A 22,961-nucleotide genomic window follows, 5' to 3' on the forward strand; every position below is an offset into this window, starting at 1 on the left:
CATTCCCCAATCCCGATTCCCCATTCCCGGCACCCAAATGGCTGACAACTCCCCCAGGCTCCTGACCGTCGCGGTGACCTCGCGCGCGCTGTTCGATCTCGAAGAAGGCCATGCGCTGTTTGAGGCCGATGGCGTGGAGGCGTATTCGGCGTTCCAGCGCGAGCACGAGGACGACATCCTGGAGCCGGGTGTCGCCTTTCCGGTGGTGCGCAAGCTGCTGGCGCTCAACCACGATGTGCCCGAGGAAACCCCGCGTGTCGAGGTGATCCTGCTGTCGCGCAATTCCGCCGATACCGGGCTGCGCATCTTCAATTCGATCCAGCACTACAACCTGGGCATCGTGCGGGCGACCTTCACCTCGGGCCAGCCGACCTGGCCGTACGTGAAGCCGTTCGGCACCGATCTGTTCCTGTCGGCCAATCCGGAATCGGTACGCCGCGCACTCACCCATGGCATCGCGGCGGCGACCATCATGCCGCGTGCGCCGGGCGAACGCGCCGAGGCCGCCGCGGCGATCGTGCATAACGACGAAAGCCGCCTGTCCACCCAATTGCGTATCGCCTTCGACGGCGATGCGGTGATCTTCGGCGACGAGAGCGAACGCATCTCGCGCGAGCAGGGCGTGGAGGCGTTCGGGCGCCACGAGCGCGAACGTGCGCGCGAGCCGTTGTCGGTCGGGCCGTTCCGCAATTTCCTGTCGGCGCTGCATGCGCTGCAGGCGGCATTCCCGCCCGGCGAGGCCTCGCCGATCCGCACCGCGCTGGTCACCGCGCGTTCGGCGCCGGCGCATGAGCGGGTGATCCGCACCCTGCGCGAATGGGGCGTGCGCCTGGACGAGGCGCTGTTCCTCGGCGGGCGCCACAAGGGGCCGTTCCTGGAGGCATTCGGCGCGGATATCTTTTTCGACGATTCGCAGCACAACATCGACAGTGCGCGCCAACACCAGCATGTGGCGGCCGGCCACGTGCCGCATGGCGTGGCCAACGATCCGCCGGGCAGGTGAGCGAGTGAGCGAGGCACCGAGGCCGTCTGGACGCGCCGCGCTGCGCTCCAGCTGGCGGCAACTGGAGCTGTATTTTGCCGACGACACCGTCCAGACGCGCATGTCGCGTTGGGCGCCGTACCGGCTGATGCTGCCGTACACGCGCGGCATGCTCGCGGCGCTGTGGTTGCAGCCGCGCCCCGAGCGCGTCGGCCTGATCGGCTTCGGCGGCGGCGCGCAGGCCAAGTTCTGTCACCGCTATCTGCGCAGCACGCGCATCGAAGCGGTGGACGCCGATGCGCAGGTGCTGGCCCTGCGCGATGCGTTCGGCGTGCCGCGCGACGATGCGCGGCTGGAGGTCACGCACGGCGATGGTGCGCAGTGGATCGGCACGCGTGCCGGGCGCTACGACCTGCTGCTGCTGGATGCCTACGATGCCGATGGCATTCCGCCGGCGTTGTGCACGCCCGGGTTCTACGCCGACTGCCGCGCTGCGCTGACGCCGAGCGGTGTGCTGGCCCTGAACCTGTTCCAGGTGCCGCTGGCCGGGCATCTGGCCGCGCTGCGCGAGGTGTTCGAGGGACGGGTGCTGCTGTTGCCCGAGCCGGACCCGCGCAACCAGCTGCTGTACGCCTGGAACGGCAAGCGCACGCCGGGCACTGCGGAGCAGGCGTTGGCGGTGCTGCCGTGGTCAGCACGCCGGCAGCTGCGGCCGTCGATGTTGCGGCTGCAGGCGGCGTGGATGGAGCGGGCCTGGCGGTTTTCCTGAGCCGCTGTCCGGCGCCCGTCGTCCGCTTGCAAATGCGACACGCCCAATATCGCTCGCAGGCGCGCGCTTATGGGGTCAGCGGATGTTCCGCTTCCGCCTCTGCCAGCGGCAAGCGGATATCGGTCAACCGCCAGCGCAGGCCTTGCCGGGTCAGCACGAACACCACCGGCGCTCCGGCTGCGGTGCGGATGGTGGCGGTGAAGCGGCGGGTGGACTCGAAGCGCTGCTGCGCGCCTTGCAGCGGACGCGCAGGTGCCGGCGCCGCATAGGTGTCCGGGCTGACGGTGGTGCCGGTAACGCGATTCCACACGCTATGGCCTTGCAGCAACGCGCCGATGCCCAGCGGCGTCACCAGCGTGTCCACGCCGGCGCCGCTGATGCCGCTGGCAAGCTGCAGGGCGAATCCGCCCAGCAGGCTGGATTGCATGCGGCTGCCGGCCTGGCGGATCAGGTAATCGTCCAGCTGCGCCTTGAGGTTGACCCGCAGGCTGGGGAAGTCCACATGACGTTCCAGCTGTGCGGCGTCGCGACTGGCGACTGCCTCGCTGATGCCGCGAATGGCCAGATACGGGCCCGCAACCACATAGCTGGCCAGCAGCAACGCGGCCAGCACAGGCAGCAGCAACCAGCGCTTCTTCATGGCATGCAGTCCATTGCTGTTGTCTGTACCAGGCGCATCGAGGCATGGCGCCGCGCAGCGAGAAATCGCCGCGGTCCGCCGGTTACCTGCGCAGCGTCGATTGCCGTCGGCGCCGTGTGATGCATCAGAATTCCAGATCCAGCGCGGCGCACAGGTAATCGACGAACGGCGCCAGCACCACCAGGTCCGCCTCGATGGTCTGGCGCAGGCGCGGGCCGGTCATGATGGCATCGTCGAGTGGACGCAGGTACGCCCAGTTGCGATGCTTCAGGTCGTCGATGAACTCGAAATCGTTGGGAAAGCCGCGCGGCGCACGCACCAGTTTCTCGCTGTCATCCAACGCGAACTTGCGGCGTAGTTTTGGCTCGTAGGCGGCCGCTTTCCAGTTGGCGGGATTGTCGAAGATGAACTGGCGCAGCTTGCGCTGGGTGTCCGGCTCCGGATGCCACAGCCCCGCACCCACGAAGCTCTCGCCCGGCTGCAGATGGATGTAGAACGACGGCGCCGGCACCTGGCGGCGGCGCTCATGGAACAGGCGCGCGCCTTGCCAGTTCTTGTACGGTGATTTGTCGTTGGAAAAACGCGCATCGCGGTAGATGCGAAACAGCGAGCCGCCCTGGGTCTTGGGGTCGGCGCGATAGTGCTCGCTGACCTGTGCCAAGGCAGGCTGCAGATCGGTGATCAGCTGCAGGAACGGCTGGCGCACGTGCGCCTCGTACTGATGCCGGTGGTCGTTGAACCAGGTCTTGTCGTTGTGGCGCGCCAGGGCGCGCAGGAACTTGAAGCTGGCGTCGGAAAAATAGGTGGTCATAGCGTGCGTTGGAGGTCCAAACCCCAGGCGGCGAGCTGGTCGAGCAGGGACTGCTTGGTAGCATCGTCCGGGTGAGCAAGCCGTAAATCCGCGATCTGCGCATGGAACTGGTCGAGCGTGACCTCGCCCAGGCCACGGTCCTCGAGCAGGCGTTGGCGGCGGTAGACGTTCCAGCGTTCCTGCTCGTCGAACGACAAGGTCTGCGGCCAGTTGCGCGCGCGGTAGCGGAACAGCAACTCGATCAGGCGCGGATCGCGAAAGCGCGATTCCAGCGCGCCCAGCTCGGCCGGCGCACTGGCGCGCACCTGCGCCAGCAGGCGCTTGTCGCCTTCGGCCAGGAAGCCGTCATACAGCGAGGCATCGGCATCGTTGACCGCCGGCGCCGCAGCGCGCTCGTTGCCGTACACCTGGCGCACCTTTTCGGCCAGTTCGGGGCCGAGCGCGCGCAGGCGTGCAGCCTTGGCCAGCACCGCGTCCGGGTCGATGCCCAGGCGCTGGAAATCCGCCGCGCGCAGATGCTGCCAGGCCACCAGCGCCGGCGACTTGTTCACATGCACTTCCTTGAGCGCAATGCGCTGCTCGCCTTCGGGCAGGTCGGCGGCGCGGATATACAGCCGGTCGGCGATCTCGTCCGGGCTCAGGCGCAACAGCACTTCAGGGTCGCCTTCCAGATCGAACACGATCACGCGGCTGTCGATGCGTGGATGGCGCGTCAATGGCAGCACTGCGGCAGCGCACATGCGCGAGGCGGGATAGCGCTGCGAGACATGCAGCACCGGCTGCATGCCGATCACGTCCAGCAGCGTTGCCGCAAAGCGCTTGTCGCGCAGGCGCAGCGCGTAGTCCCACAACTTAGGCTGATGCTGCTGGAACCTGCGTGCCATGCCGATGGTGGCGTACACGTCCGACAGCGCTTCATGTGCATCGCCTTCGCGCACCGCGTTGGCATCGGCCAGGTGTTCGAGCTTGAACGAGGTGGCGCCGTCTTCGCGCTGCGGCCAGACGATGCCGTCCGGGCGCAGCGCATGCACCAGCCGCAGCACGTCCAGCAGATCCCAGCGCGAATTGCCGCCGCGCCACTCGCGCTCGTACGGGTCATAGAAATTGCGGAACAGCCCGCAGCGCACGAATTCGTCGTCGAAGCGGATCGAGTTGTAGCCCAGTGTGCAGGTCTGCGGCCGGCTCATCTGCTCGGAGATGCGCGCGAACGCTTCGGCCTCGCTCACGCCTTCGCGCAGTGCGTGCTGCGGGGTGATGCCGGTGACCATGGTCGCGTACGGGGAGGGCAGCAGGTCATCGGCCGGCTGCACGTAGAAACTGATCGGTTCCTCGATCACGCGCAGCTGCGCATCGGTGCGCACCGCGGCGAACTGCGCGATGCGCGTGCGGCGCGGATCCTGGCCGAAGGTTTCCAGGTCGTAGAAGAGAAAGCTGTCAGGCATGCCGTATCAAATCCAGATCCGCGGCGCGCTGCGGAGGGCGCCGCCAGTGCTGCCTAGTATCTCTTATCCGCGCGCCGGCCCGCTGACGCCGGCCTGTGCAGCTTGATCAGTGCGCGCCTTCCAGCGGTTGCAGGCGCGCATGCACGACCGCTTCCAGTGCCGCCCAGTCGATGCGCGACAGGTCGCTGTGCCCGCGCGTGGCCTCGACCAGGATCTGGCGCTGGATCTCGCTGCGCGCCAGGGCGATCGAATAGCGCGTGCGCAGGAAGGTCACCATCGTGTAATGCGGCACGAAACGGGTGGGCCAGCGTGCCTGCAGTTGCTGTTCGAGCGCGCGCTGCAGCAGGAAGTCGGGATCGTCGACGCGGTCGCGCATCTCCAGATAGTTTTCCAGCGCCATCTGCTGGATCGCCGCCGCATCCTCACGGCGTGCGGCCTGGAACGCGGCAAACGCAGTTTCCAGATCGTGGTGCGCGTCCAGTTGCTCTGCCAGCGCCACGCAATCTTCGAACGCGCAATTCATGCCCTGGCCGTGGAACGGCACCATCGCGTGCGCGGCGTCGCCGATCAGCAATGCGCGGCCGCCCAGATGCCAGCGGTCCAGCGTCAGGGTGCCGAGCAGGCCGGGCGGATGTTCTTCCCAATGTTCCTTGAGCTGCGGGATCAGCGGCAGCGCATCGGGGAAATCACGCGCGAACAAGGCCAGCGCCTCGTCGCCGTTGCGGGTGGTGGCAAAGCTGGGTTCGCCGGCGTTGGGCAGAAACAGCGTGACGGTGAAGGTGCCGCCGTCGTTGGGCAGCGCGATGCACATGTAGCGCCCGCGCGGCCAGATGTGCAGCGCGTTGCCTTCGATGCGGAACCCGCCGCCGGGCAGCGGCGGAATTTCCAGCTCCTTGTAGGAGTGATCGAGGAATTCGGTGCGCTCGCCCAGCGGCGATTTGCGCTGCATCGCCGCGCGCAATGCCGAGCCGGCGCCATCGCTGCCGATCAGGCTCTGGAAATGGATTTCGTGCGGCTGGTCGTCGCGGTCGTCGATGAAGCGCGCATAGCCGGCGTCGAAGTCCACCGTATGCAGGCGGCGGTAGAAGTGCACGCGTGCGCCGGCCTGTTCGGCCAGATCCAGCAGCGCGACATTCAACGCGGCGCGGTGGATCGACCAGATCACTTCGCTGTCGTCGCGGCCATAGCGCTGCAGCTGCGGCTGCCCGTGCAGCGGGTGCACCATGCGCCCGCGCATCATCACCGCCTTGGCCATCACCGCGTCGTCGGCGCCGGCCTGGCGCAGTGCATGGCGGCCGCGTTCGGCCAGCGCCAGGTTGATCGAGCGGCCGGACTCGTAGCCCTTGATGCGCGGATCGCCGCGGCGCTCGTAGACGGTGACCTGCCAGCCGCGACGCGACAACAGGATGGCCAGCAGGCAACCGGCCAGGCCAGCGCCGATCAAGGTCAGGGAACGGGGAGAGACTGCGCTCAATGCGGTATCCGGCAGCGGCCGGACGCAAGTGCCGGCGAAGGGGGAGAACAGGGATGGCTGGCAACGGCACCTGCCGCGGTCAGCCAGGTGCGGGTTCGGAGTGTACGTGCGCGTGTGCCGGTTCCGGTCCCCGCGCCGATCTGGTCGATGGCACAGTCTGTGCCGCGTGTGCTCAGGCGCTGGCCCAGGTTTCCACCTGTTCCACCAACCGATGCAGATCGCTGAAGCGGTTGTACAGCGGAACCGGTGCGATGCGGATCACGTCCGGTTCGCGCCAGTCGCCGAGCACGCCGACCGACTGCAGGTACTCGAACAGCGAGCGCCCCTGCGCGCGGCCACCGGCCACCCGCAACGACAACTGGCAGCCGCGTTGCGCCGGCTCGGCCGGGGTAACGATCTGCAGTACCTGCGGCACGCGGGCGTGGATCAGCTGTTCCAGGTGCCCGGTGAGTTGTTCGGACTTGGCGCGCAGCGCCGGCATGCCGGCCTGATCGAACAGCTCCAGCGACGCACGCAGCGGCGCCAGCGCCAGCACCGGCGGATTGCTCAGCTGCCAGCCTTCGGCCCCAGGCGAGGGCACGAACTGCGGATCCATGCGGAACCGGGTCTGCTGCTCGTGTCCCCACCAGCCGGCCATGCGCGGCAGGTCGCTGTTGGCATGGCGTTCGTGCACGAAACAGCCACCCACCGCGCCGGGGCCGGCGTTGAGATACTTGTAGTGGCACCAGACCGCGAAATCCACGCCGTCGTCGTGCAGCGTCAGCGCGATATTGCCGACCGCATGCGCCAGATCGAAACCCACTGCCGCGCCTTGTGCGCGTGCCAGCCGCACGATTTCGCCCAGGTCGAAGGCCTGGCCGGTGCGGTACTGGATGCCGGGCCACAACACCAGCGCCAGCCGCGGACCATGCCGGGCGATGGCATCGGCAATCGCTGCCATCGACAGCGTGCCATTGGGTTGGTCGGCTTGCACTTCGATCAGCTGCGTGGCCGGATCCAGCCCATGCAGGCGCAGTTGCGATTCCACTGCATGGCGGTCGGACGGAAACGCGCCGGCTTCGATCAGGATCGCGCCGCGCTCGGGCGTGGGGCGGTAGAAGCTGGCCATCATCAGGTGCAGGTTGACGCTGAGCGTATTCATCGCCACCACTTCGCCGGGCAGTGCGCCGACCACCCGGGCCAGGCCATCGCGCACCAGCTGGTGATAGGTCAGCCACTGGGTGGGACCGGTGAAGTGGCCCTCCACCGCGAGCGCACCCCACTGGTCGAGCACCTCGGCCACCATCGCGCGTGCGGCGCGTGGCTGCAGGCCCAGCGAGTTGCCGACGAAATAGGTCTGATCCTGGCCGGCATGCTGCGGGAAGATGAAGTCATCGCGCAGCTGGCGCAGCGGGTCGGCGGCGTCCAGTGCAACGGCATGGGCGCGGGACAGCAGGTCGGTCATGATCACGGCTCGCAACGCAGGTCAGTGGCGCAGTTTACCCGCCGGCACCCTGTGCGCCGTCATGCGCGGCCGGTGTGTCGGGTGCGGCGGTGGTCGCGGCTGGCCGGGCAGGACGCAGCAGATGCGTCAACGTGCCGATGCTGTCGGTGATGCGGTCGATGGTGTCGGCCAGTGCGGCGGTGGCCGGCGAGCCGTCGGGCAGGGCCGCCAATGCATCGGACAGCTGGCGCTCGGCGCTGCGCAAGGTGGCCGCGGCGGGAATGCCGCCGTCGAACAGGCAGGCGATCAGCTCGGACAGTGCCTGGTCGGCCTGTTGCGCGAATGCCGGCAGCGCGTCCAGCACAGGCAGGGGATGGCCGTCGCGCAGCACCGCCTCCAGCGACAAGGTGGCGCGGATCAGCCGGTTGCCGTTGGCCAGCAACGACTCGGCGAGTTTGAGCTCGTGCAGATTGCGCCGGCTGCGCGGCTCGCCGCGCAGGCGTTCGATCGAGGCCTGCGCATTGGTGCGCGCCACGCGTGCGGCAGCGCGGGTGTCGCCCAGATCCTCCATCCTGCCGAGCAACAGATTGCGCAGATGATCGCGATACGCGCTGAGCAGCTGCGCCAGCGAGGCGCGGATGTGCCGGCGCTCGCGCGTGGGCCAGAGCGCGTAGGCGATCAGCGCCCAGGCGCTGCCGGCCACCGTCGCCTGCAGGCGCGCACCGATGGCCTCGCCCGGTGCCACGCCCTCGAAGGACAGCAGCAGCACCAGCATGCCGGTCAGGAACGCCACGCCGATGCCGTAGTTCACCTGCGTCAGCAGGCGGAAGCCCAGGCAGAACAGTGCCAGCAACGCCAGGCGGACGCTCGCGCCGTCCATCGCCAGATGCGCCAGCAAGGTCGCTACCAGCAGGCCGACGAAGGTGCCGGCCACGCGCAGGGCACCGAAGCTGAAGGTGCCGCCGAAATCCGGCTTGAGCACGATCGCGGTGGTCATCGGAATCCAGAAGCCGTGCGGAATCTGCTGCCAGCGCTGGAAGGCGATGGCCAGCGCCAGGCATACGCCGCAGCGCAAGGCATGCCGGAAGGCCACCGATGACAGATCCAGGTTCGCGCGCAGCGTGGCCCAGGTCGCGGCGGGCCTGAGTGCCGCCGGCAGGCGCGCTTCGGCCAGCTGCGCCTGGATTTCGCCGCGGCTGCTGGCCCAATGCGCATTGCGGATCAGCGCGCGCAGCTGGCCGCCCAGGCCTTGCGCGCGCGCCACCGCCACCCGCACCAGCCGGCGCTCGCGGGTGTCGGCGTTGTCGTGCTGGAACTGCGCCAGCGCGGCGACCAGATCGTCGAAGCCGGTCATCGAGGCATTGGCGGCGAGCGGGTCTTCGCCCACCGTCATCGCATGCGCGAGCTGTTCCAGTACGATGGCGCTGCGTTCGAGCACGCGCTCGATCGCCGGCCGCGCCTGCGATTCGGTCAGGCGGGTGTCGGCATCGGCCAATGACAGCAGCTCCAGCCGCACGCGCTCGCACAGCTCGGCAATGATGCGGAAGCTCTGCACGGCGATCGCGCGCGAGCGGTGCTCGCCATGCAGCATCACCATCGCATCGAGCACTTCCTGGGTTGCCGGCGGCGGGGCGCTGGCTTCCGGACGCTGGCGTGCGATGCCGGCCAGTTGACGCATCAGGTCGGCCAGCGCGAAGCGCTCCGGGCGATAGCGTTGCAGCGGCCAGGCGGCCAACGCCAGCACCACCTGGAGCAGGCCGCCGGCAAAGATCAACGCCGCCACACCCGCTGCCTGCTGCACCGGCAAGCGCATGTCGGCGCTGACCACCAGCAGGATCATGCTGGTCAGCCCTACACGCGCCGCCACCGGGCCGAGCGCCACCAGCAAGCCGCCGCCAAGGCCGAGCAGCAGCCCGGCGATCACCAGGGCCGGCGTGTTGTGGCCGACCCAGATGCCGAGCAACGCGGCCAGGCCGGCAGCCAGCGCGGCCATCAGCATGCGTTGCAGGCGCGCGCGATACGGGCCGGGCTGGTCGGTGAACATGGTGTTGAGCGCGCCGGTACACACGGCCAGGCCGGCGGCGACATGCCCGGTGGCCACGCCGGCCGCCAGCGGCAGCACCACCGCGGCGGTGTTGCGCAGCGCGACGCGCAGCGGCACGTCGCGCGGTTTGAGGTCGATCAGCGTGCGCAGCATGGCATGGGGTTCAGCGCGTATACGCAGCGTGGCTGCGGCGCGTGCACGCGGTTGAAACGCAGCACGTTGCGGGCAGTTGCGCCGTCATTGCAATTGCGCGGCATTACGCTGCCGACGTGACGCACACGCGCGGCCATCGAGCGAACGCGCCTCCGAAGACCTGCGCAAGACGTGCCCGGCCGTGCCATACGCCATGGCCCGCTCATGCCTGGACAATGGCATAGCGCTCCGGCGCAGGATGCAGGTGTCCGCAGCGGGTGCAGGTGCGCAGCGCGAGCGAGCGGTAGAAATGATCGAACACCGGCGGAAAATCGGTTTCGATGTCCTGCAGCGGAAACATCGCCTCGTACAGCTTGTGATTGCACTGCGGGCAATACCACTGCAGGCCGTCCTGCTCGTCGGGGAGGCGCTCGCGTTCGATCACCAGGCCGATCGAGCCGGCCGTACGCTGCGGCGAATGCGGCACCTTGGGCGGCAGCAGGAAGATCTCGCCGGCGCGGATCGGGATGTCGCGTGCCACGCCGTCATCCTGCACCTTCAGCACCATCTCGCCTTCGAGCTGGAAGAACCACTCCGGGCCTTCGTCGTAGTGATAGTCGGTGCGCGCATTCGGCCCGCCGACGATCATGATGATGAAGCCGTCCTGCTGGATGCATTTATTGCCCACCGGCGGCTTGAGCAGGTGGCGGTGTTGCTCGATCCAGGCTTGCAGGTTGATCGGCGGGACCAGCATCGACGTTCCTCGGCAAAGAAGACGTCCAGCATAGCCAACCGACGGCGCCGATGGGCGCCGCGGCGGGATGGCGTGCGGGTGCGGCTCAGCGTTCGGCGTGATCGGCCTGGATCTGTGCCAGCGCCGCGTCGTAGCGTTCCTGCAGCAGTTCGGGGCGGTCGATCGACATGCCCAGGTCGTGCGCACGTCCGTCGCGCAGGCTGTAGACCCAGCCATGCACCTGCAGCGCCTGGCCGCGCTCCCAGGCATCGCGCACGATGGTGGTGCGGCAGACATTGACCACCTGTTCGAGCACGTTGAGCTCGCACAGGCGCGCGTGCTGGACCGGCAGGTCGCCCGCATCGTGCAGGCAGGCCTCGTGCTTGTCGGCCACATCGGTGACGTGGCGGATCCAGTTGTCGACCAGGCCCATGCGCTTCTGGGTCAGGCTGGCAAACACGCCGCCGCAGCCGTAATGGCCGACCACCAGGATGTGCTTGACCTTGAGCACGTCGACGGCGAACTGGATCACCGACAGGCAGTTCAGATCGGTGTGCACGACCACGTTGGCGATGTTGCGATGGACGAACACCTCGCCCGGCGCCATGTCGATGATCTGGTTGGCCGGCACGCGCGAGTCCGAGCAGCCGATCCACAGATACTCGGGCGTCTGCTGGGTGGACAGCTTGGAGAAGAATTCCGGGTCCTCGCGACGGATGCGCTCGGACCAGGCACGGTTGTTTTCAAGCAAATGGTTGAGCTCGTTCATGGGGGCAGTATTCCAGAGGACGAAGGGCAGTGTGTGATCGACAGATGAGCGAAAGGAAGTGATGCGCAAATCGATGCTGTACGGCACCGCTCATGCTGCGCCATCGCGTACCTGCAGGGCATCGCGCATCAGCGATGCCAGCTCGCGGGAGTCGGCGGACGCCTGTTGCTGCAATGCATCGCTCACGGCAGCGACATTACCGGCCGGATGATTCTGGCTGAGCTTGAAGGTCAGCTCGATGCGGCTGGGAACGAAGCGGAAGCCGATCAGGCCGCGCAACTGACGGCGGTGGCTGTCGCGTTCCATCTCGAACAGCCAGTCACTGCCGGCGCGCTGTTCGAAGTGCGCGCTCATGCGGCCGATCAGGTCGCCCAGCGCCGCCTCATCGCTCACCTGCTCGCAGCGTCCATGCAGATGCGCCACGGCGTAGTTCCAGGTCGGCACGCGTGCGGCCGCTTCCTTGTCCGGATACCAGCTCGGCGACACATAGGCGTGCGGGCCCTGCACCACGATTACCGCATCGCCGGGGCTGCGTGCCTGCGGATTGGGGCGCGCCCAGTGGCCTTCGATGACCACTGCCTGCGCCTGGCGTCGGTACAGCACCGGCAGATGCGAGATCGCCGGCTGCCCGTCCTCGCCACCGCTGATCAGGGTGACGAACGGGTCGCGCGCGATCAGCCAGTCCAGCAGTGCCAGATCGGTCTGCGCGAACGCGCGCGGGGCGTACATGTCAGGCGCGACCGCCCAGGGTCAGCACCATGCGTTCGCGCAGGTCGGCATCGTCGTCGCCGCGCGGCGGCGACACCTCGTCGAGCGAGAAGCCACGCATCAGCGCGTCTTCCTCGTCCAGCCCGTCGAGCGCGACGAATTCGGCATCGAACAAGGCCGCACGGGCGCTGTCTTCGCTGTCGTAGGGCAGGATCTTGCCGTCGCTGTCCAGGACTTCGGCCGTGCCGGCCTGCTTGACGCGCAGGCGCGCCCAGATCAGCGTGCGGCCGATCGTGGCCAGCCACCACGAATCGTGGTCGTCCTGTGCGGTGTCTTGCGGTGTATTCATGGCATTACCTTGGAGAGCAGGCCGAGCAGGGCCGCCATGCCCAGGCCGAAGAAGATGGTCAGCAGCGACAGCCAGGCGGGTGTGGCCAGACCGGACAGCGCATTGTCGCGGTGGCTGCGGTAGCGCCGTGTCAGCAACCAGCGCAGTGCCGCAGGGCTGATGAAGGCCGGATCGCCGAAGCTGGCCAGCGCCTCGGGATGACGGTCGCGCAGGTGCACCAGCGTCAGTGGCCAGAAGATCAGCAAGGCGGTGAGCCCGGCGACGGCGACGCCGACAAAACACAGTGCGAAGAACAGGGTCATGTGCCCGCCGGCCTCAGTACGCGTTGCAGAAGTGTTGCGCCAGCCACCGGCGCAGCGATGGTCCACCCCAGCGGACGCCTGGCCCGGAGAACGGCCTGGCGTGCCGTGTCACCCTGCCGCCACGCACCTGGAACCGGAGGCGTGGCTGCCGGCTCGGCTGGCCGGACGCCGCACACGCCGGCCATGCCGAGGCTTGGCAAGGCCGGCGCCAAGGCCGGCGATTGCGGGTGCGGGGCGGCGGCAGCCAGCAGGCGCACGGTCAGAACTCGGCGCTGCCCGGTGCGCGCGGGTAGGGGATGGCGTCGCGGATATTGCTCAGCCCGCACACGTAGACCACCAGGCGCTCGAAGCCCAAGCCGAAGCCGGCATGCGGCACCGAGCCGTAGCGACGGAAATCGCGGTACCAGCCGTAGTGCTCCTGATCCAGGCCGAACTGCGCCATGCGCGCATCCAGCACGTCCAGGCGCTCTTCGCGCTGGCTGCCGCCGATGATCTCGCCGATGCCCGGCGCCAGCACATCCATCGCCGCGACGGTCTTGCCGTCGTCGTTCAGGCGCATGTAGAAGGCCTTGATGTGCTCGGGGTAGTTGGTCACCACCACCGGGCGGCCGATATGTTCTTCGGTCAGCCAGCGCTCGTGCTCGGTCTGCAGGTCCAGGCCCCATTCGACCGGGAAGTCGAACTTCTTGCCCGAGTTCTGCAGCAGCCTCACCGCCTCGGTGTAGTCGATCTGCTCGAACGGGGCATTGATGAAGGCTTCCAGCTTGCTGATGGCGTTCTTGTCCACGCGCTCGGCCAGGAAGGCCAGATCGTCGCCACGTTCGTCCAGGACCGCGCGAAACAGGTACTTGAGGAACTGTTCGGCCAGGCGCGCGTCTTCGGCCAGGTCGGCGAAGGCGATTTCCGGCTCGATCATCCAGAATTCGGCCAGATGGCGCGTGGTGTGGCTGTTCTCGGCGCGGAAGGTCGGGCCGAAGGTGTAGACCTTGCTCAGCGCCAGGCAGTACGCCTCCACGTTGAGCTGGCCGGACACGGTCAGGAAGGTTTCCTTGCCGAAGAAGTCGCGGCTGAAATCCACCGCACCGCTCGCATCGCGCGGCAGGTTCACCATGTCCAGCGTGGAGACGCGGAACATCTGCCCGGCGCCTTCGGCGTCGGAGGTGGTGATGATCGGGGTGCTGATCCAGTTGAAGCCGTTCTGGTGGAAGAAGCGGTGCACCGCCTGCGCCAGGCAGTTGCGGATGCGGGTGACCGCGCCGAACAGGTTGGTGCGCGGGCGCAGGTGCGCCACTTCGCGCAGGAACTCCGGCGACATCGGCTTGGGCTGGATCGGGTAGGTCAGCGGGTCCTCGACCCAGCCGACGATCTCCACGCCGCTGGCCTGGATCTCGAACGACTGGCCCTTGCCCTGCGACTTCACCAGCACGCCCTTGGCGATCAGCGAGCAGCCGCTGGTCAGGCGCTTGATCTCGTCGAAGTTGGGCAGGGTGTCGTTGGCCACCACCTGGATCGGGGCAAAGCACGAGCCATCGGTCACGTTGATGAAGGCCAGTCCGGCAGATCCGCGCAGCGTGCGCACCCACCCCCGTACCGTGACTTCGCCGCCTTCCGGGAGTTTTCCCGCAAGCGCATGTTCAACGCTGACCACCGTCATGACTTGTCCTCGCCGTAGCGACTTTGAATGGTCTGCGAGTTTACTGGCTGCGGGCGCGCTGGCGCGAGCATCTGAACGGCTTGCCGGTGGTCGCGCTTGTCGACGGCGTGGCATGGCCCCATCTGGGGAACACGTCGTATCAGCGGGTGCCGCCCCGGTCATTGCAGCCTCGCTATACTTGCCACCAGTGTTTCACCATCGTTTCCGGAGCATCTCCCATGGCCATCAGCCTCACCCCCGCCGCGCTGGAGCGCGTGCAGCGTTTCGTGCAGCAGACCCCGGGGACGCTGGGTCTGCGCTTTGGCGTGACCAAGACCGGTTGCTCGGGTTGGGGCCATGTCACCGACCTGGCGCGCGAGAAGCGCGACGACGATGCGGTGTTCGAGCAGCAGGGGGTGCGCATCTTCGTCGACCCGGTCAGCCTGCCGCTGGTCGATGGCACCTGCATCGATTTCGGCAAGCACGGCCTCAGCGAGAGCTTCACCTTCAGCAACCCCAATGCGACCGCCGAGTGCGGATGCGGGGAGAGTTTCACGACCGAAGCCGAGCACCGCTGAGCCAGCCGGCGCGCGCTATTCCTTCTCCCACCGGGAGAAGGTGCCCGAAGGGCGGATGAGGGTACGGAGCGAAGCCTCGCGCGGTTAGGCGTCACGAGTGGCTTCGACCCGGACCCTCACCCCAACCCCCGCTCCACGCCCCGGCCCGCGCTTGCGGCGCGGGCGCTCCAAGGCACACGCGCCAGTGGCGCGCAAGCGGTGCCTTATCGCCCCGGCGGGAGAGGGGCTCAAGCAGTCACCACGCAGACGTCACGTTCGTAGGCTCGGCCGCTGGCACGGCCCGGTTGCGGCTAAGCACCTGAACTGCCATACTTTCCTGCTTCCTGCCCGGTTCCGGGCGGGAACCCTTGCTCCACCGGCCGCCTTGCGCGGGTCACCGGGGAGCTGTCCGGCCCATGTGGCCACATCCGAAAGGTAATACAACATGAGTCGTCATTACGAAGTCGTGTTTCTGGTCCACCCGGATCAGAGCGAGCAGGTCCCGGCCATGATCGAGCGCTACAAGTCGCTGATCGAGGGCGGTAACGGCACCATCCACCGTCTGGAAGACTGGGGCCGTCGTCAGCTGGCCTACCCGATCCAGAACCTGGTGAAGGCGCATTACGTGCTGCTCAACATCGAAGTCGACCAGGCCGTGCTGAGCGAGCTGGTGGAAAGCTTCCGCTTCAACGATGCGGTGCTGCGTCACCTGGTCGTCAAGCGCGACGGCCCGGACACCGAGCAGTCGCTGATCATGAAGAGCAAGGACGAGAAGGGCGACAAGCCCGAGCGTAGCGAGCGTCGTCGTCGTGATGACGATGAGGGCGATGCTGCACCTGCCGCCACCGATACCGACGGCGACAACGCCGAAGCCGCTTAAGGAGCGCTGTCATGTCCAAGTTCTTCCGTCGTCGCAAGTTTTGCAAGTTCACCGCCGAGGGCGTCAAGGAGATCGATTACAAGGATCTCAACACCTTGCGCCAGTACCTCACCGAGAACGGCAAGATCGTGCCGAGCCGCGTGACCGGCACCAAGTCCAAGTACCAGCGTCAGCTGGCCACGGCCGTCAAGCGCTCGCGTTTCCTGGCGCTGATCCCGTACACGGACAATCACGACGTTTAATCCGAGTCGTTGATGTGAGTCCCTCACAAGAGCCCCGCACGGTTGTATGTGAGTCCCTCACAAAAGCCCGCACATCCATGTGCGGGTTACTAAACATATAGAGGCCGGTCATTCGAGATGCGGTGTTGATCGTGCTGTTGCGATTCCCAAATCCCGATTCCCGAATCCCGTCTTTTCGGACAGCAAACGTTGCGTCGGCCAAAGCGCCGGCGCTAACGAATAACGGAGCACCACCATGGATCTGATTCTTCTGCAGAAAGTGACCAACCTCGGCGGCCTGGGCGACAAGGTCAGCGTCAAGCCGGGTTACGGCCGCAACTTCCTCGTGCCGCAGGGCAAGGCCGTGCCGGCCACCGCTGCCAACGTCGAAGCGTTTGAAGCCAAGCGTGCCGATTACGAAGCCAAGGCCAACACCATCCTGGCCGATGCCCAGAGCCGCGCCGGCAAGTTCGAAGGCGCCAGCGTCACCATCGGCGCGCATGCGTCGACCGAAGGCAAGCTGTACGGCTCGGTCGGTCCGCGCGACATCGCCGAGGCGTTCACCGCCGCCGGCCTGCCGCTGGAAAAGAGCGAAGTGATCCTGGGCGAAGGCGCGTTCCGCAATGTCGGCGAGTACGACGTTGTGCTGCACCTGCACGCCGATGTGGAAACCTCGGTCAAGGTCATCGTCGAATCCGACGCCTGATCCGCGCTGCACGCTGTACCCGAAGGGCGCCTGGTTGGGCGCCCTTCGTCTTTATGCGGCCGCGCCAACGATGGCAGGCCCGCTATACTCGTGTTCCATTGCCGGTTCCACGGCCTGCAGATCTTGTGGATCAAGGGCTTAGGTGTCGGCTTCACAGGAAAAAGCGCCTGCCGGCCTCGCCCGTGCGGTGCCCGGAACCTTCAGCCCCATGCGCCTGTCCACGATCAAACTGTCCGGTTTCAAGTCGTTCGTCGACCCGACCACGTTGCACCTGCCCACCAACATGACCGGCATCGTCGGACCCAATGGCTGCGGCAAGTCCAACATCATCGACGCGGTGCGTTGGGTGATGGGCGAAAGTTCGGCCAGCCGCCTGCGCGGCGACTCGCTGACCGACGTGATCTTCTCCGGCTCCTCGGCGCGCAAGCCGGTGTCGCAGGCGACGGTGGAGCTGATCTTCGACAATTCCGATCACACCATCAGCGGCGAGTTCGCCTCGTTCAACGAGATCTCGGTCAAGCGCCTTGTCAGCCGCGACGGCAACAGCGCCTACTACCTCAACGGCACCAAGTGCCGGCGCCGCGACATCACCGACCTGTTCCTGGGCACCGGTCTTGGCCCGCGCAGCTACTCGATCATCGAGCAGGGCATGATCAGCCAGATCATCGAGGCGCGCCCGGAAGACCTGCGCGTGTACCTGGAAGAAGCCGCCGGCATTTCCAAGTACAAGGAGCGCCGCAAGGAAACCGAAACGCGCATCCGGCATACCCGCGAGAATCTCGATCGCCTGGGCGACCTGCGCGAAGAGATCACCAAGCAGCTGGCGCATCTGCAGCGCCAGGCGCGCCAGGCCGAGCAGTATCAGGCCTTGCAGGAAGAGCGCCGGATCAAGGACGCCGAGTGGAAGGCGTTGGAATACCGCGGGCTGGATGGGCGGCTGCAGGGCCTGCGCGAGAAATTGAACCAGGAAGAGACCCGGCTGCAGCAGCTGATCGCCGAACAGCGCGATGCCGAGGCGCGGATCGAAACCGGGCGCGCGCGTCGCGAGGAAGCCGCCGAAGCGGTGGCCAAGGCGCAGGCCGATGTCTATCAGGTCGGTGGTGCGCTGGCGCGCATCGAGCAGCAGATCCAGCACCAGCGCGAGCTCTCGCATCGCCTGCACAAGGCGCGCGACGAGGCGCAGAGCCAACTGCAGGAACTGACCCAGCACATCAGCGGCGACTCGGCCAGGCTGGCGGTGTTGCGCGAGGCGGTGGACGCTGCCGAACCGCAGCTGGAACAGCTGCGCGAAGACCATGAATTCCGCCAGGAGTCGCTACGCGAGGCTGAAGCGCGTTTGGCCGACTGGCAGCAGCGCTGGGAAACCCATAACCGCGACACCGGCGAAGCCTCGCGTGTCGGCGAGGTGGAACGCACGCGTGTGGATTACCTTGATCGCCAGTCGCTGGAGGCCGAACGCCGCCGCGAAGCGCTGGTCAACGAGCGCGCCGGGCTGGATCTGGACGCGCTGGCCGAGGCGTTCGAGCAGATCGAGCTGCGCCACGAAACCCAGAAGACCTCGCTGGACGGGCTGACCGAGCAGGTCGAAGCGCGCAAGCACGCGCTCGGCGGGCTGCAGGAACAACAGCGCGCCAGCCAGGGCGAGCTGGCCGAGGTGCGCAAGCAGGCGCAGGCCGCGCGTGGCCGGCTGTCGTCGCTGGAAACCTTGCAGCAGGCCGCACTCGGCCAGGAGCAGGGCGCGGCGGTGGCGTGGCTGACCTCGCGCGGGCTGGATTCTGCCGCGCGTGTGGGCGAGCGCATCACGGTCGAAAGCGGCTGGGAAAACGCGGTCGAAGGCGCCTTGGGGCAGTTGATCGAAGGCGTGCTGGTGGAGGCGCCCGAGCAACTGGTCGATGCGCTGGGCGAATTGGGTGATGGCCGCATCGCGCTGGTGTCCAGTGCCGACGACAACGCGACATTTGCGCCGACCTCGCTGGCGGCCAAGGTGCAGGGGCCGATCGCGATCCGTCGCCTGCTCGCGCGCCTGCACGCGGCCGAGGATCTGGACGCGGCACGCACGCTGCAGCGCAGCCTGCCCGAGGGCGATTCGGTCATCACCCGCAGCGGCGAGCGGCTGGGCGAGGGCTGGGTGCGGGTATCGCGTTCCGGCGCCGCCAAGCAGGGCGCCTTGCTGCGCGAGCGCGAGATCCAGGAGCTGCGCGCGCAGATCGAAACGCTGCAGGAGCGCGAAGCCGAGCTTGAACAGCGCCTGGGCAGCTTCCGCGAGCAGCTGCTGGCGGCCGAACAGCAGCGCGAAGATGCGCAGCGCCAGTTGTACATGGCGCATCGCAGCGTGTCCGAACTGGCCGGCCAGCTGCAGAGTCAGCAGGGCAAGGTCGATGCCGCGCGCACGCGCATCGAACGCATCGAAAACGAATTGTCGCAGCTGCTGGAAACGCTCGACACCAGCCGCGAGCAGGCACGCGAGGCACGCGCCAAGCTCGAAGACGCGGTGACCCTGATGGGCGATCTGCAAGGGACCCGCGAGGCGCTGGAGAACGAACGCCGCCAGCTCACCGATGCGCGCGACCAGGCCCGCGATGCCGCACGTGGCGTGCGCGATGCGATGCATGCATTGGCGCTCACGCTGGAATCGCAACGCACCCAGATCACCTCGCTGAGCCAGACGCTGGAGCGCATGGACAGCCAGCGTGGCCAGCTCGATACGCGCCTGGAGGATCTGGTCGCCCAGCTCAGCGACGGCGACTCGCCGGTGGAAACGCTGGAACACGAGCATCAGGCCGCCTTGAGCGAGCGTGTGCGTACCGAGCGCGTGCTGAGCGAGGCGCGCACGATGCTGGAGAGCATCGATGGCGAACTGCGCAGCTACGAGCAGACCCGTCAGCAACGCGACGAACAGGCGCTGGCCCAGCGCGAGCGCATCTCGCAGCGCAAGCTCGATCAGCAGGCGCTGGTGCTCAGCGCAGAGCAATTGGAGGCCGCCGTGGTGAAAGCCGGCTTCGTGCTCGAGGACGTGGTCAATGGATTGCCGGAAGCAGCGAACGTGGCCGAGTGGGAAGCGGCAGTCGGCCAGATCGACGGGCGCATGCGGCGGCTGGAGCCGGTCAACCTGGCCGCGATCCAGGAGTACGGCGAGGCTGCGCAGCGTTCGGAATATCTGGACGCGCAGAACCTGGATCTCAACACCGCACTGGAGACGCTGGAAGAGGCGATCCGCAAGATCGACCGCGAAACCCGCGGCCGTTTCAAGGACACCTTCGACCGGGTCAATTCCGGCGTCCAGGCACTGTATCCGCGCCTGTTCGGTGGCGGGCACGCGTATCTGGAACTCACCGGCGAAGACCTGCTCGATACCGGCGTGACCATCATGGCGCGCCCACCGGGCAAGCGCGTGTCCAGCATCTCGCTGCTGTCCGGTGGCGAGAAGGCGATGACCGCGGTGGCGCTGGTGTTTGCGATCTTCCAGCTCAATCCGGCGCCGTTCTGCCTGCTCGACGAGGTGGACGCACCGCTGGACGAAGCCAATGTCGGCCGCCTGGCCAACATGGTGCGGGAAATGAGCGAGAAGGTGCAGTTCCTGTTCGTCAGTCACAACAAGGCAACGATGGAGGCGGCGCGTCAGCTCTCGGGCGTGACCATGCGCGAGCCGGGCGTCAGCCGCCTGGTCAGCGTGGACCTGGAAGAGGCCGCACGTTTGGCGGGTGCGGCATGACGTGCCATGCTTGTTGGAATATCGACACCTGTCACTCTTATGCGGAGGCACGCTGAATGTCCGACATGGCCATGATCCGGATCGGGATCCTGATCGCTGGACTGCTGCTGGTCGCGGCCATCTTCCTGTTTGGTCGCCCGAAAAAATCGCCGCAAGGCCGCCGGGTCGACAAGGACGACGGGCAGCCGCGCGAGCGCCGCGAACCGGTCATTTCCGGCGAGCCCGGCGTGGAGGGCGACCCGTTCGCGCGCAGTGAAGGCGCCGAGCAAAGCGAACTGAACCTGGACGATGCCGATGCGGCCGGCGGCAACGATGTCGGCAAGCGCCCGAACCAGGACTTCGACAAGATCGTGTCGCTGTTCGTGGCCGCCAAGGCCGGCCAGGTCCTGCGCGGCGAAGACATTGTCGTCGCTGCCGAGAAGACCGGGCTGGTGTTCGGGCACATGAATGTGTTCCACCGCCTGGTGGAAGGGCATCCGGAGCGCGGGCCGATCTTCAGCATGGCCAGCATCCTCAAGCCCGGCAGTTTCGACATGGCCAACATCCGCGAGATGCAGACCCCGGCGATTGCGTTCTTCCTCACCTTGCCGGCGCCGATGACCGCGCTGGATGCCTGGGAAAAGATGCTGCCGACCGTGCAGCGCATGGCCGAACTGCTCGACGGCGTGGTGCTGGACGACAGCCGCAATGCGCTGGGCCGTCAACGGGTGGCGCATATCCGCGACGAGCTGCGCGCCTACGACCGCCAGCATCAGGCCCCGCCGCTGACCAAGTCGCCGCGCTGGTGAGTTGACGATGTTGAGTCTGCAGGGCGTCTTGGCAGTGGCATTGCTGTTGGTACTGTGGGCAATTCTGGCAATGCCGCTGCTGTGGATCTTTTCGTTGATCACCGCGCGCCTGCGCAAACGCCCGCGCAACTCGCCGTGGGTGGTGGGCAGTTTTGCCGCTGCCATCACCCTGTTGGTAGCACCGGTGCCGACACCCTTCATCAGCGTGTTCCTGCCGCATGTGATCGCACTGTTCGATCGCCGTTACTACGCGCACATCCTGCAAGGCCCGCCGATGTTGCGTGAGTTGCTGCTGTGGAATGCCTGCTCGATGTTGCTGACGTTCGTCATCAGCTATCTGTGGATCCGTCGCAGCTTGCGCGCGACGCAGGGCGAGGCGTTGGATGAGTAGTTTGGGATCCTCTCCCGCCGGGAGCGGGGCTGGGGTGAAGGTTCGGAGGCCATGCCCTCGCGCGGCTGGGCGACACTAGGCTTCGCGCGTCCCCTCATCCGCCCCTTCGGGGCACCTTCTCCCCGGGGGAGAAGGGACCAAAATCTCTTGCCTTGCACCTTCTCCCGGGGGAGAAGGGATCAAAGCCTTTTGCCTTGCACCGTCTCCCGAGGCGGGAAGGGATCAACGCCTTTTGCCTTCCGGAGACGTGCTCAGCGCTTGGCTTTGGCGAACGCCTCGCGGAAGCGCAGCATCTCCGCCTCGGTGCCGACGCTCACGCGCACGCGCTTGGGCCAGATCGGCCAGCTGCGGCCGACGATCACGCCCTGTTTCTGCATCGAATCGGCGAACACGCCGGCATCGCGCTTGACGTCGAGCAGGAAGCAGTTGGCCTGCGTGGGCAGGCAGGTGTAGCCCTTGGTCTTGAGCCAGGCGACGGTGTCGTCGCGCACGCGGGCGTTCTCCGCGCGACGGGTCTGCACCAGCTGGGGGTCGCGCAGGCTGGCGATGCCGGCGGCCATTGCCGGAACCGACAACGGGTTGCTGCCCAGGCTGGCGAGCTTGGTCTGCAGCCCCGGCGGCGCCAGCGCGGCGCCCAGGCGCAGGCCGGCCATGCCGTAGAGCTTGGAGAAGCTGCGCAGCACGATCAGGTCCTGGCGCTGACGCACAAGGTCGGCCACGGACGGCTCGTTGCTGTAGTGGATATACGCTTCGTCGACCACCAGCACGGCGCTGGCCGGCTTGTTGGCCAGCAGCCACTCGATGTCGGCGCGCGGGGTGATGGCGCCGCTGGCGTTGCCGGGGTTGCACAGGTAGATCAGGCCGGCGGACGGGTCGGCCTTGGCCATCGCCTTGACGTCGTGCGCGCCATCGGCCCGCAGCGGCACCTTGCGTACCGGCACGCCGCGGGCATTCGCGCTGTCGACGATCGGATCGAAGCTCGGGTCGGCCACCACCAGCCCCGCACGTGCGGAGGTGAACAGGCTGCCGGCACGATTCAGCGCATCCCTGGACCCGGGAAAGAACGCCAGATGGTCGCCGGGCAGTTGCAGCTCGCCGGTCATCAGGTTGCGCAGGTCCTGCTCCATCTCGAACTGATAGCGGCCTGCGCGTGCCAGCGAACGCGTTGCCGCGTCCACTGCGGCGGGCGAGGGGCCGAGCGGATGCTCGTTGAGGTTAAGAAACACCGCGCCGGCCGCCGGCGCCACGCCGGGCTTGGCCGGCGCAGCCGCGCGTTTGCGGGCTGCCTCGGCCGCAGGGGGCAGCCCCAGTGCGGAAACTGCCACGCCAACGCTGGCGAGGCTGAGAAACGAACGGCGCGAGACAGGCAACGACACGGGGTAAGCTCCAGGCGAGCAGGCAAAGAGGGCGCCACGCTAGCGGGTTTGCGCCTGTCTGCCTATCGGGAGAATCGCTGCAGGGCTCGCTGTCGCACGGTTTGCCAGCTGCCGGGTCG

22 protein-coding genes are annotated in these 22,961 nt (G+C 67.2%); 9 read left to right on the top strand and 13 right to left on the bottom strand.

Annotation, left to right across the window (positions count from 1 at the left end):
* The first annotated feature begins 37 nt into the window (after positions 1-37).
* Both H7A86_RS08270 and H7A86_RS08275 read left to right on the top strand, forming a co-directional pair.
* Entirely contained in the window at positions 38-1,003 is a 966-nt protein-coding gene (locus tag H7A86_RS08270) for a 5'-nucleotidase (protein ID WP_104582793.1), read from the top strand.
* Positions 972-1,751 (top strand): spermine/spermidine synthase domain-containing protein, encoded by a 780-nt coding sequence (locus H7A86_RS08275; RefSeq protein ID WP_425509743.1) that lies wholly within the window; start codon positions 972-974, stop codon positions 1,749-1,751. The genes H7A86_RS08270 and H7A86_RS08275 overlap by 32 nt, the downstream gene beginning before the upstream one ends.
* A gap of 67 nt (positions 1,752-1,818) precedes the next feature.
* Here H7A86_RS08275 and H7A86_RS08280 read toward each other — a convergent pair whose 3' ends face one another.
* From H7A86_RS08280 to asnS, 12 genes are all read right to left on the bottom strand, one after another.
* Positions 1,819-2,391, bottom strand: a complete 573-nt coding sequence (locus H7A86_RS08280; RefSeq protein ID WP_119132243.1) for a DUF2939 domain-containing protein — start codon at positions 2,389-2,391, stop codon at positions 1,819-1,821.
* Positions 2,392-2,515: 124 nt separating this feature from the next.
* Positions 2,516-3,202, bottom strand: a complete 687-nt coding sequence (locus H7A86_RS08285; protein WP_104582796.1) for a DUF2461 domain-containing protein — start codon at positions 3,200-3,202, stop codon at positions 2,516-2,518.
* Positions 3,199-4,644 (bottom strand): exodeoxyribonuclease I, encoded by a 1,446-nt coding sequence (gene sbcB, locus H7A86_RS08290; RefSeq protein ID WP_119132242.1) that lies wholly within the window; start codon positions 4,642-4,644, stop codon positions 3,199-3,201. Before sbcB ends, H7A86_RS08285 begins: the two co-directional genes overlap by 4 nt.
* Positions 4,645-4,750: 106 nt before the next feature.
* Positions 4,751-6,118 (bottom strand): FAD-dependent oxidoreductase, encoded by a 1,368-nt coding sequence (locus tag H7A86_RS08295; protein ID WP_119132241.1) that lies wholly within the window; start codon positions 6,116-6,118, stop codon positions 4,751-4,753.
* Positions 6,119-6,290: 172 nt separating this feature from the next.
* Entirely contained in the window at positions 6,291-7,562 is a 1,272-nt protein-coding gene (gene kynU, locus H7A86_RS08300; RefSeq protein WP_119132435.1) for a kynureninase, read from the bottom strand.
* A gap of 34 nt (positions 7,563-7,596) precedes the next feature.
* A complete protein-coding gene (locus H7A86_RS08305; RefSeq protein WP_119132240.1) occupies positions 7,597-9,738 on the bottom strand; it encodes an FUSC family protein in 2,142 nt (713 codons plus the stop codon).
* Positions 9,739-9,940: 202 nt separating this feature from the next.
* A complete protein-coding gene (locus tag H7A86_RS08310; RefSeq protein ID WP_115676684.1) occupies positions 9,941-10,471 on the bottom strand; it encodes a 3-hydroxyanthranilate 3,4-dioxygenase in 531 nt (176 codons plus the stop codon).
* Positions 10,472-10,556: 85 nt separating this feature from the next.
* Positions 10,557-11,219 (bottom strand): carbonate dehydratase, encoded by a 663-nt coding sequence (gene can, locus H7A86_RS08315; RefSeq protein ID WP_104648440.1) that lies wholly within the window; start codon positions 11,217-11,219, stop codon positions 10,557-10,559.
* Positions 11,220-11,309: 90 nt separating this feature from the next.
* On the bottom strand, positions 11,310-11,948 hold the full coding sequence (locus tag H7A86_RS08320) for an FMN-binding negative transcriptional regulator (RefSeq protein ID WP_119132239.1): 639 nt from the start codon (positions 11,946-11,948) through the stop codon (positions 11,310-11,312).
* 1 nt (position 11,949) lies between these two features.
* Positions 11,950-12,276, bottom strand: coding sequence for a hypothetical protein (locus H7A86_RS08325; protein WP_119132238.1), 327 nt, complete (start codon positions 12,274-12,276; stop codon positions 11,950-11,952).
* Positions 12,273-12,578 (bottom strand): hypothetical protein, encoded by a 306-nt coding sequence (locus H7A86_RS08330; protein ID WP_104582804.1) that lies wholly within the window; start codon positions 12,576-12,578, stop codon positions 12,273-12,275. Before H7A86_RS08330 ends, H7A86_RS08325 begins: the two co-directional genes overlap by 4 nt.
* Positions 12,579-12,837: 259 nt before the next feature.
* Positions 12,838-14,232 carry an asparagine--tRNA ligase gene (gene asnS / locus H7A86_RS08335; protein ID WP_104648443.1) on the bottom strand — a complete coding sequence of 465 codons (1,395 nt, stop codon included), beginning with the start codon at positions 14,230-14,232 and terminating at the stop codon, positions 12,838-12,840.
* 218 nt (positions 14,233-14,450) lie between these two features.
* Between asnS and H7A86_RS08340 the strand changes: the two genes are divergently transcribed.
* The 7 genes from H7A86_RS08340 (at position 14,451) to H7A86_RS08370 (ending at position 21,466) form a co-directional block, all read left to right on the top strand.
* Complete coding sequence (locus H7A86_RS08340; RefSeq protein WP_119132237.1) at positions 14,451-14,789, top strand: HesB/IscA family protein; 339 nt, start codon at positions 14,451-14,453, stop codon at positions 14,787-14,789.
* Between the two features lie 424 nt (positions 14,790-15,213).
* Positions 15,214-15,648: a 30S ribosomal protein S6 gene (gene rpsF, locus H7A86_RS08345; RefSeq protein ID WP_006451585.1), complete on the top strand. Its 435-nt coding sequence runs from the start codon at positions 15,214-15,216 to the stop codon at positions 15,646-15,648.
* A gap of 11 nt (positions 15,649-15,659) precedes the next feature.
* A complete protein-coding gene (gene rpsR, locus H7A86_RS08350; protein WP_005991243.1) occupies positions 15,660-15,890 on the top strand; it encodes a 30S ribosomal protein S18 in 231 nt (76 codons plus the stop codon).
* 235 nt (positions 15,891-16,125) lie between these two features.
* Positions 16,126-16,575 (top strand): 50S ribosomal protein L9, encoded by a 450-nt coding sequence (gene rplI / locus H7A86_RS08355; RefSeq protein WP_016904199.1) that lies wholly within the window; start codon positions 16,126-16,128, stop codon positions 16,573-16,575.
* A gap of 208 nt (positions 16,576-16,783) precedes the next feature.
* Positions 16,784-20,287 (top strand): chromosome segregation protein SMC, encoded by a 3,504-nt coding sequence (smc, locus tag H7A86_RS08360; protein WP_119132236.1) that lies wholly within the window; start codon positions 16,784-16,786, stop codon positions 20,285-20,287.
* A 56-nt stretch (positions 20,288-20,343) separates the two neighbouring features.
* Positions 20,344-21,075, top strand: a complete 732-nt coding sequence (gene zipA, locus H7A86_RS08365; protein WP_104648445.1) for a cell division protein ZipA — start codon at positions 20,344-20,346, stop codon at positions 21,073-21,075.
* A gap of 7 nt (positions 21,076-21,082) precedes the next feature.
* Positions 21,083-21,466: a hypothetical protein gene (locus H7A86_RS08370; protein ID WP_104648567.1), complete on the top strand. Its 384-nt coding sequence runs from the start codon at positions 21,083-21,085 to the stop codon at positions 21,464-21,466.
* 251 nt (positions 21,467-21,717) lie between these two features.
* On the opposite strand, the gene H7A86_RS08375 is transcribed toward H7A86_RS08370, so the two are convergent.
* Positions 21,718-22,842 (bottom strand): pyridoxal phosphate-dependent aminotransferase, encoded by a 1,125-nt coding sequence (locus H7A86_RS08375; protein ID WP_119132235.1) that lies wholly within the window; start codon positions 22,840-22,842, stop codon positions 21,718-21,720.
* Positions 22,843-22,961 lie beyond the last annotated feature (119 nt).

The sequence above is a fragment of the Xanthomonas euroxanthea genome (assembly GCF_903989455.1).
GTDB lineage: Bacteria > Pseudomonadota > Gammaproteobacteria > Xanthomonadales > Xanthomonadaceae > Xanthomonas > Xanthomonas euroxanthea.

What these genes read in the sequence shown, in the direction of transcription:
- H7A86_RS08305 (WP_119132240.1), bottom strand. Translation starts at nt 9,738, where the DNA reads ATGCTGCGCACGCTGATCGACCTCAAACCGCGCGACGTGCCGCTGCGC.
- H7A86_RS08320 (WP_119132239.1), bottom strand. Translation starts at nt 11,948, where the DNA reads ATGTACGCCCCGCGCGCGTTCGCGCAGACCGATCTGGCACTGCTGGAC.
- H7A86_RS08310 (WP_115676684.1), bottom strand. Translation starts at nt 10,471, where the DNA reads ATGCTGGTCCCGCCGATCAACCTGCAAGCCTGGATCGAGCAACACCGC.
- H7A86_RS08325 (WP_119132238.1), bottom strand. Translation starts at nt 12,276, where the DNA reads ATGAATACACCGCAAGACACCGCACAGGACGACCACGATTCGTGGTGG.
- can (WP_104648440.1), bottom strand. Translation starts at nt 11,219, where the DNA reads ATGAACGAGCTCAACCATTTGCTTGAAAACAACCGTGCCTGGTCCGAG.
- H7A86_RS08370 (WP_104648567.1), top strand. Translation starts at nt 21,083, where the DNA reads ATGTTGAGTCTGCAGGGCGTCTTGGCAGTGGCATTGCTGTTGGTACTG.
- asnS (WP_104648443.1), bottom strand. Translation starts at nt 14,232, where the DNA reads ATGACGGTGGTCAGCGTTGAACATGCGCTTGCGGGAAAACTCCCGGAA.
- H7A86_RS08285 (WP_104582796.1), bottom strand. Translation starts at nt 3,202, where the DNA reads ATGACCACCTATTTTTCCGACGCCAGCTTCAAGTTCCTGCGCGCCCTG.
- kynU (WP_119132435.1), bottom strand. Translation starts at nt 7,562, where the DNA reads ATGACCGACCTGCTGTCCCGCGCCCATGCCGTTGCACTGGACGCCGCC.
- sbcB (WP_119132242.1), bottom strand. Translation starts at nt 4,644, where the DNA reads ATGCCTGACAGCTTTCTCTTCTACGACCTGGAAACCTTCGGCCAGGAT.
- H7A86_RS08330 (WP_104582804.1), bottom strand. Translation starts at nt 12,578, where the DNA reads ATGACCCTGTTCTTCGCACTGTGTTTTGTCGGCGTCGCCGTCGCCGGG.
- rpsR (WP_005991243.1), top strand. Translation starts at nt 15,660, where the DNA reads ATGTCCAAGTTCTTCCGTCGTCGCAAGTTTTGCAAGTTCACCGCCGAG.
- H7A86_RS08340 (WP_119132237.1), top strand. Translation starts at nt 14,451, where the DNA reads ATGGCCATCAGCCTCACCCCCGCCGCGCTGGAGCGCGTGCAGCGTTTC.
- H7A86_RS08280 (WP_119132243.1), bottom strand. Translation starts at nt 2,391, where the DNA reads ATGAAGAAGCGCTGGTTGCTGCTGCCTGTGCTGGCCGCGTTGCTGCTG.
- H7A86_RS08275 (WP_425509743.1), top strand. Translation starts at nt 972, where the DNA reads ATGGCGTGGCCAACGATCCGCCGGGCAGGTGAGCGAGTGAGCGAGGCA.
- H7A86_RS08270 (WP_104582793.1), top strand. Translation starts at nt 38, where the DNA reads ATGGCTGACAACTCCCCCAGGCTCCTGACCGTCGCGGTGACCTCGCGC.
- rplI (WP_016904199.1), top strand. Translation starts at nt 16,126, where the DNA reads ATGGATCTGATTCTTCTGCAGAAAGTGACCAACCTCGGCGGCCTGGGC.
- smc (WP_119132236.1), top strand. Translation starts at nt 16,784, where the DNA reads ATGCGCCTGTCCACGATCAAACTGTCCGGTTTCAAGTCGTTCGTCGAC.
- rpsF (WP_006451585.1), top strand. Translation starts at nt 15,214, where the DNA reads ATGAGTCGTCATTACGAAGTCGTGTTTCTGGTCCACCCGGATCAGAGC.
- zipA (WP_104648445.1), top strand. Translation starts at nt 20,344, where the DNA reads ATGTCCGACATGGCCATGATCCGGATCGGGATCCTGATCGCTGGACTG.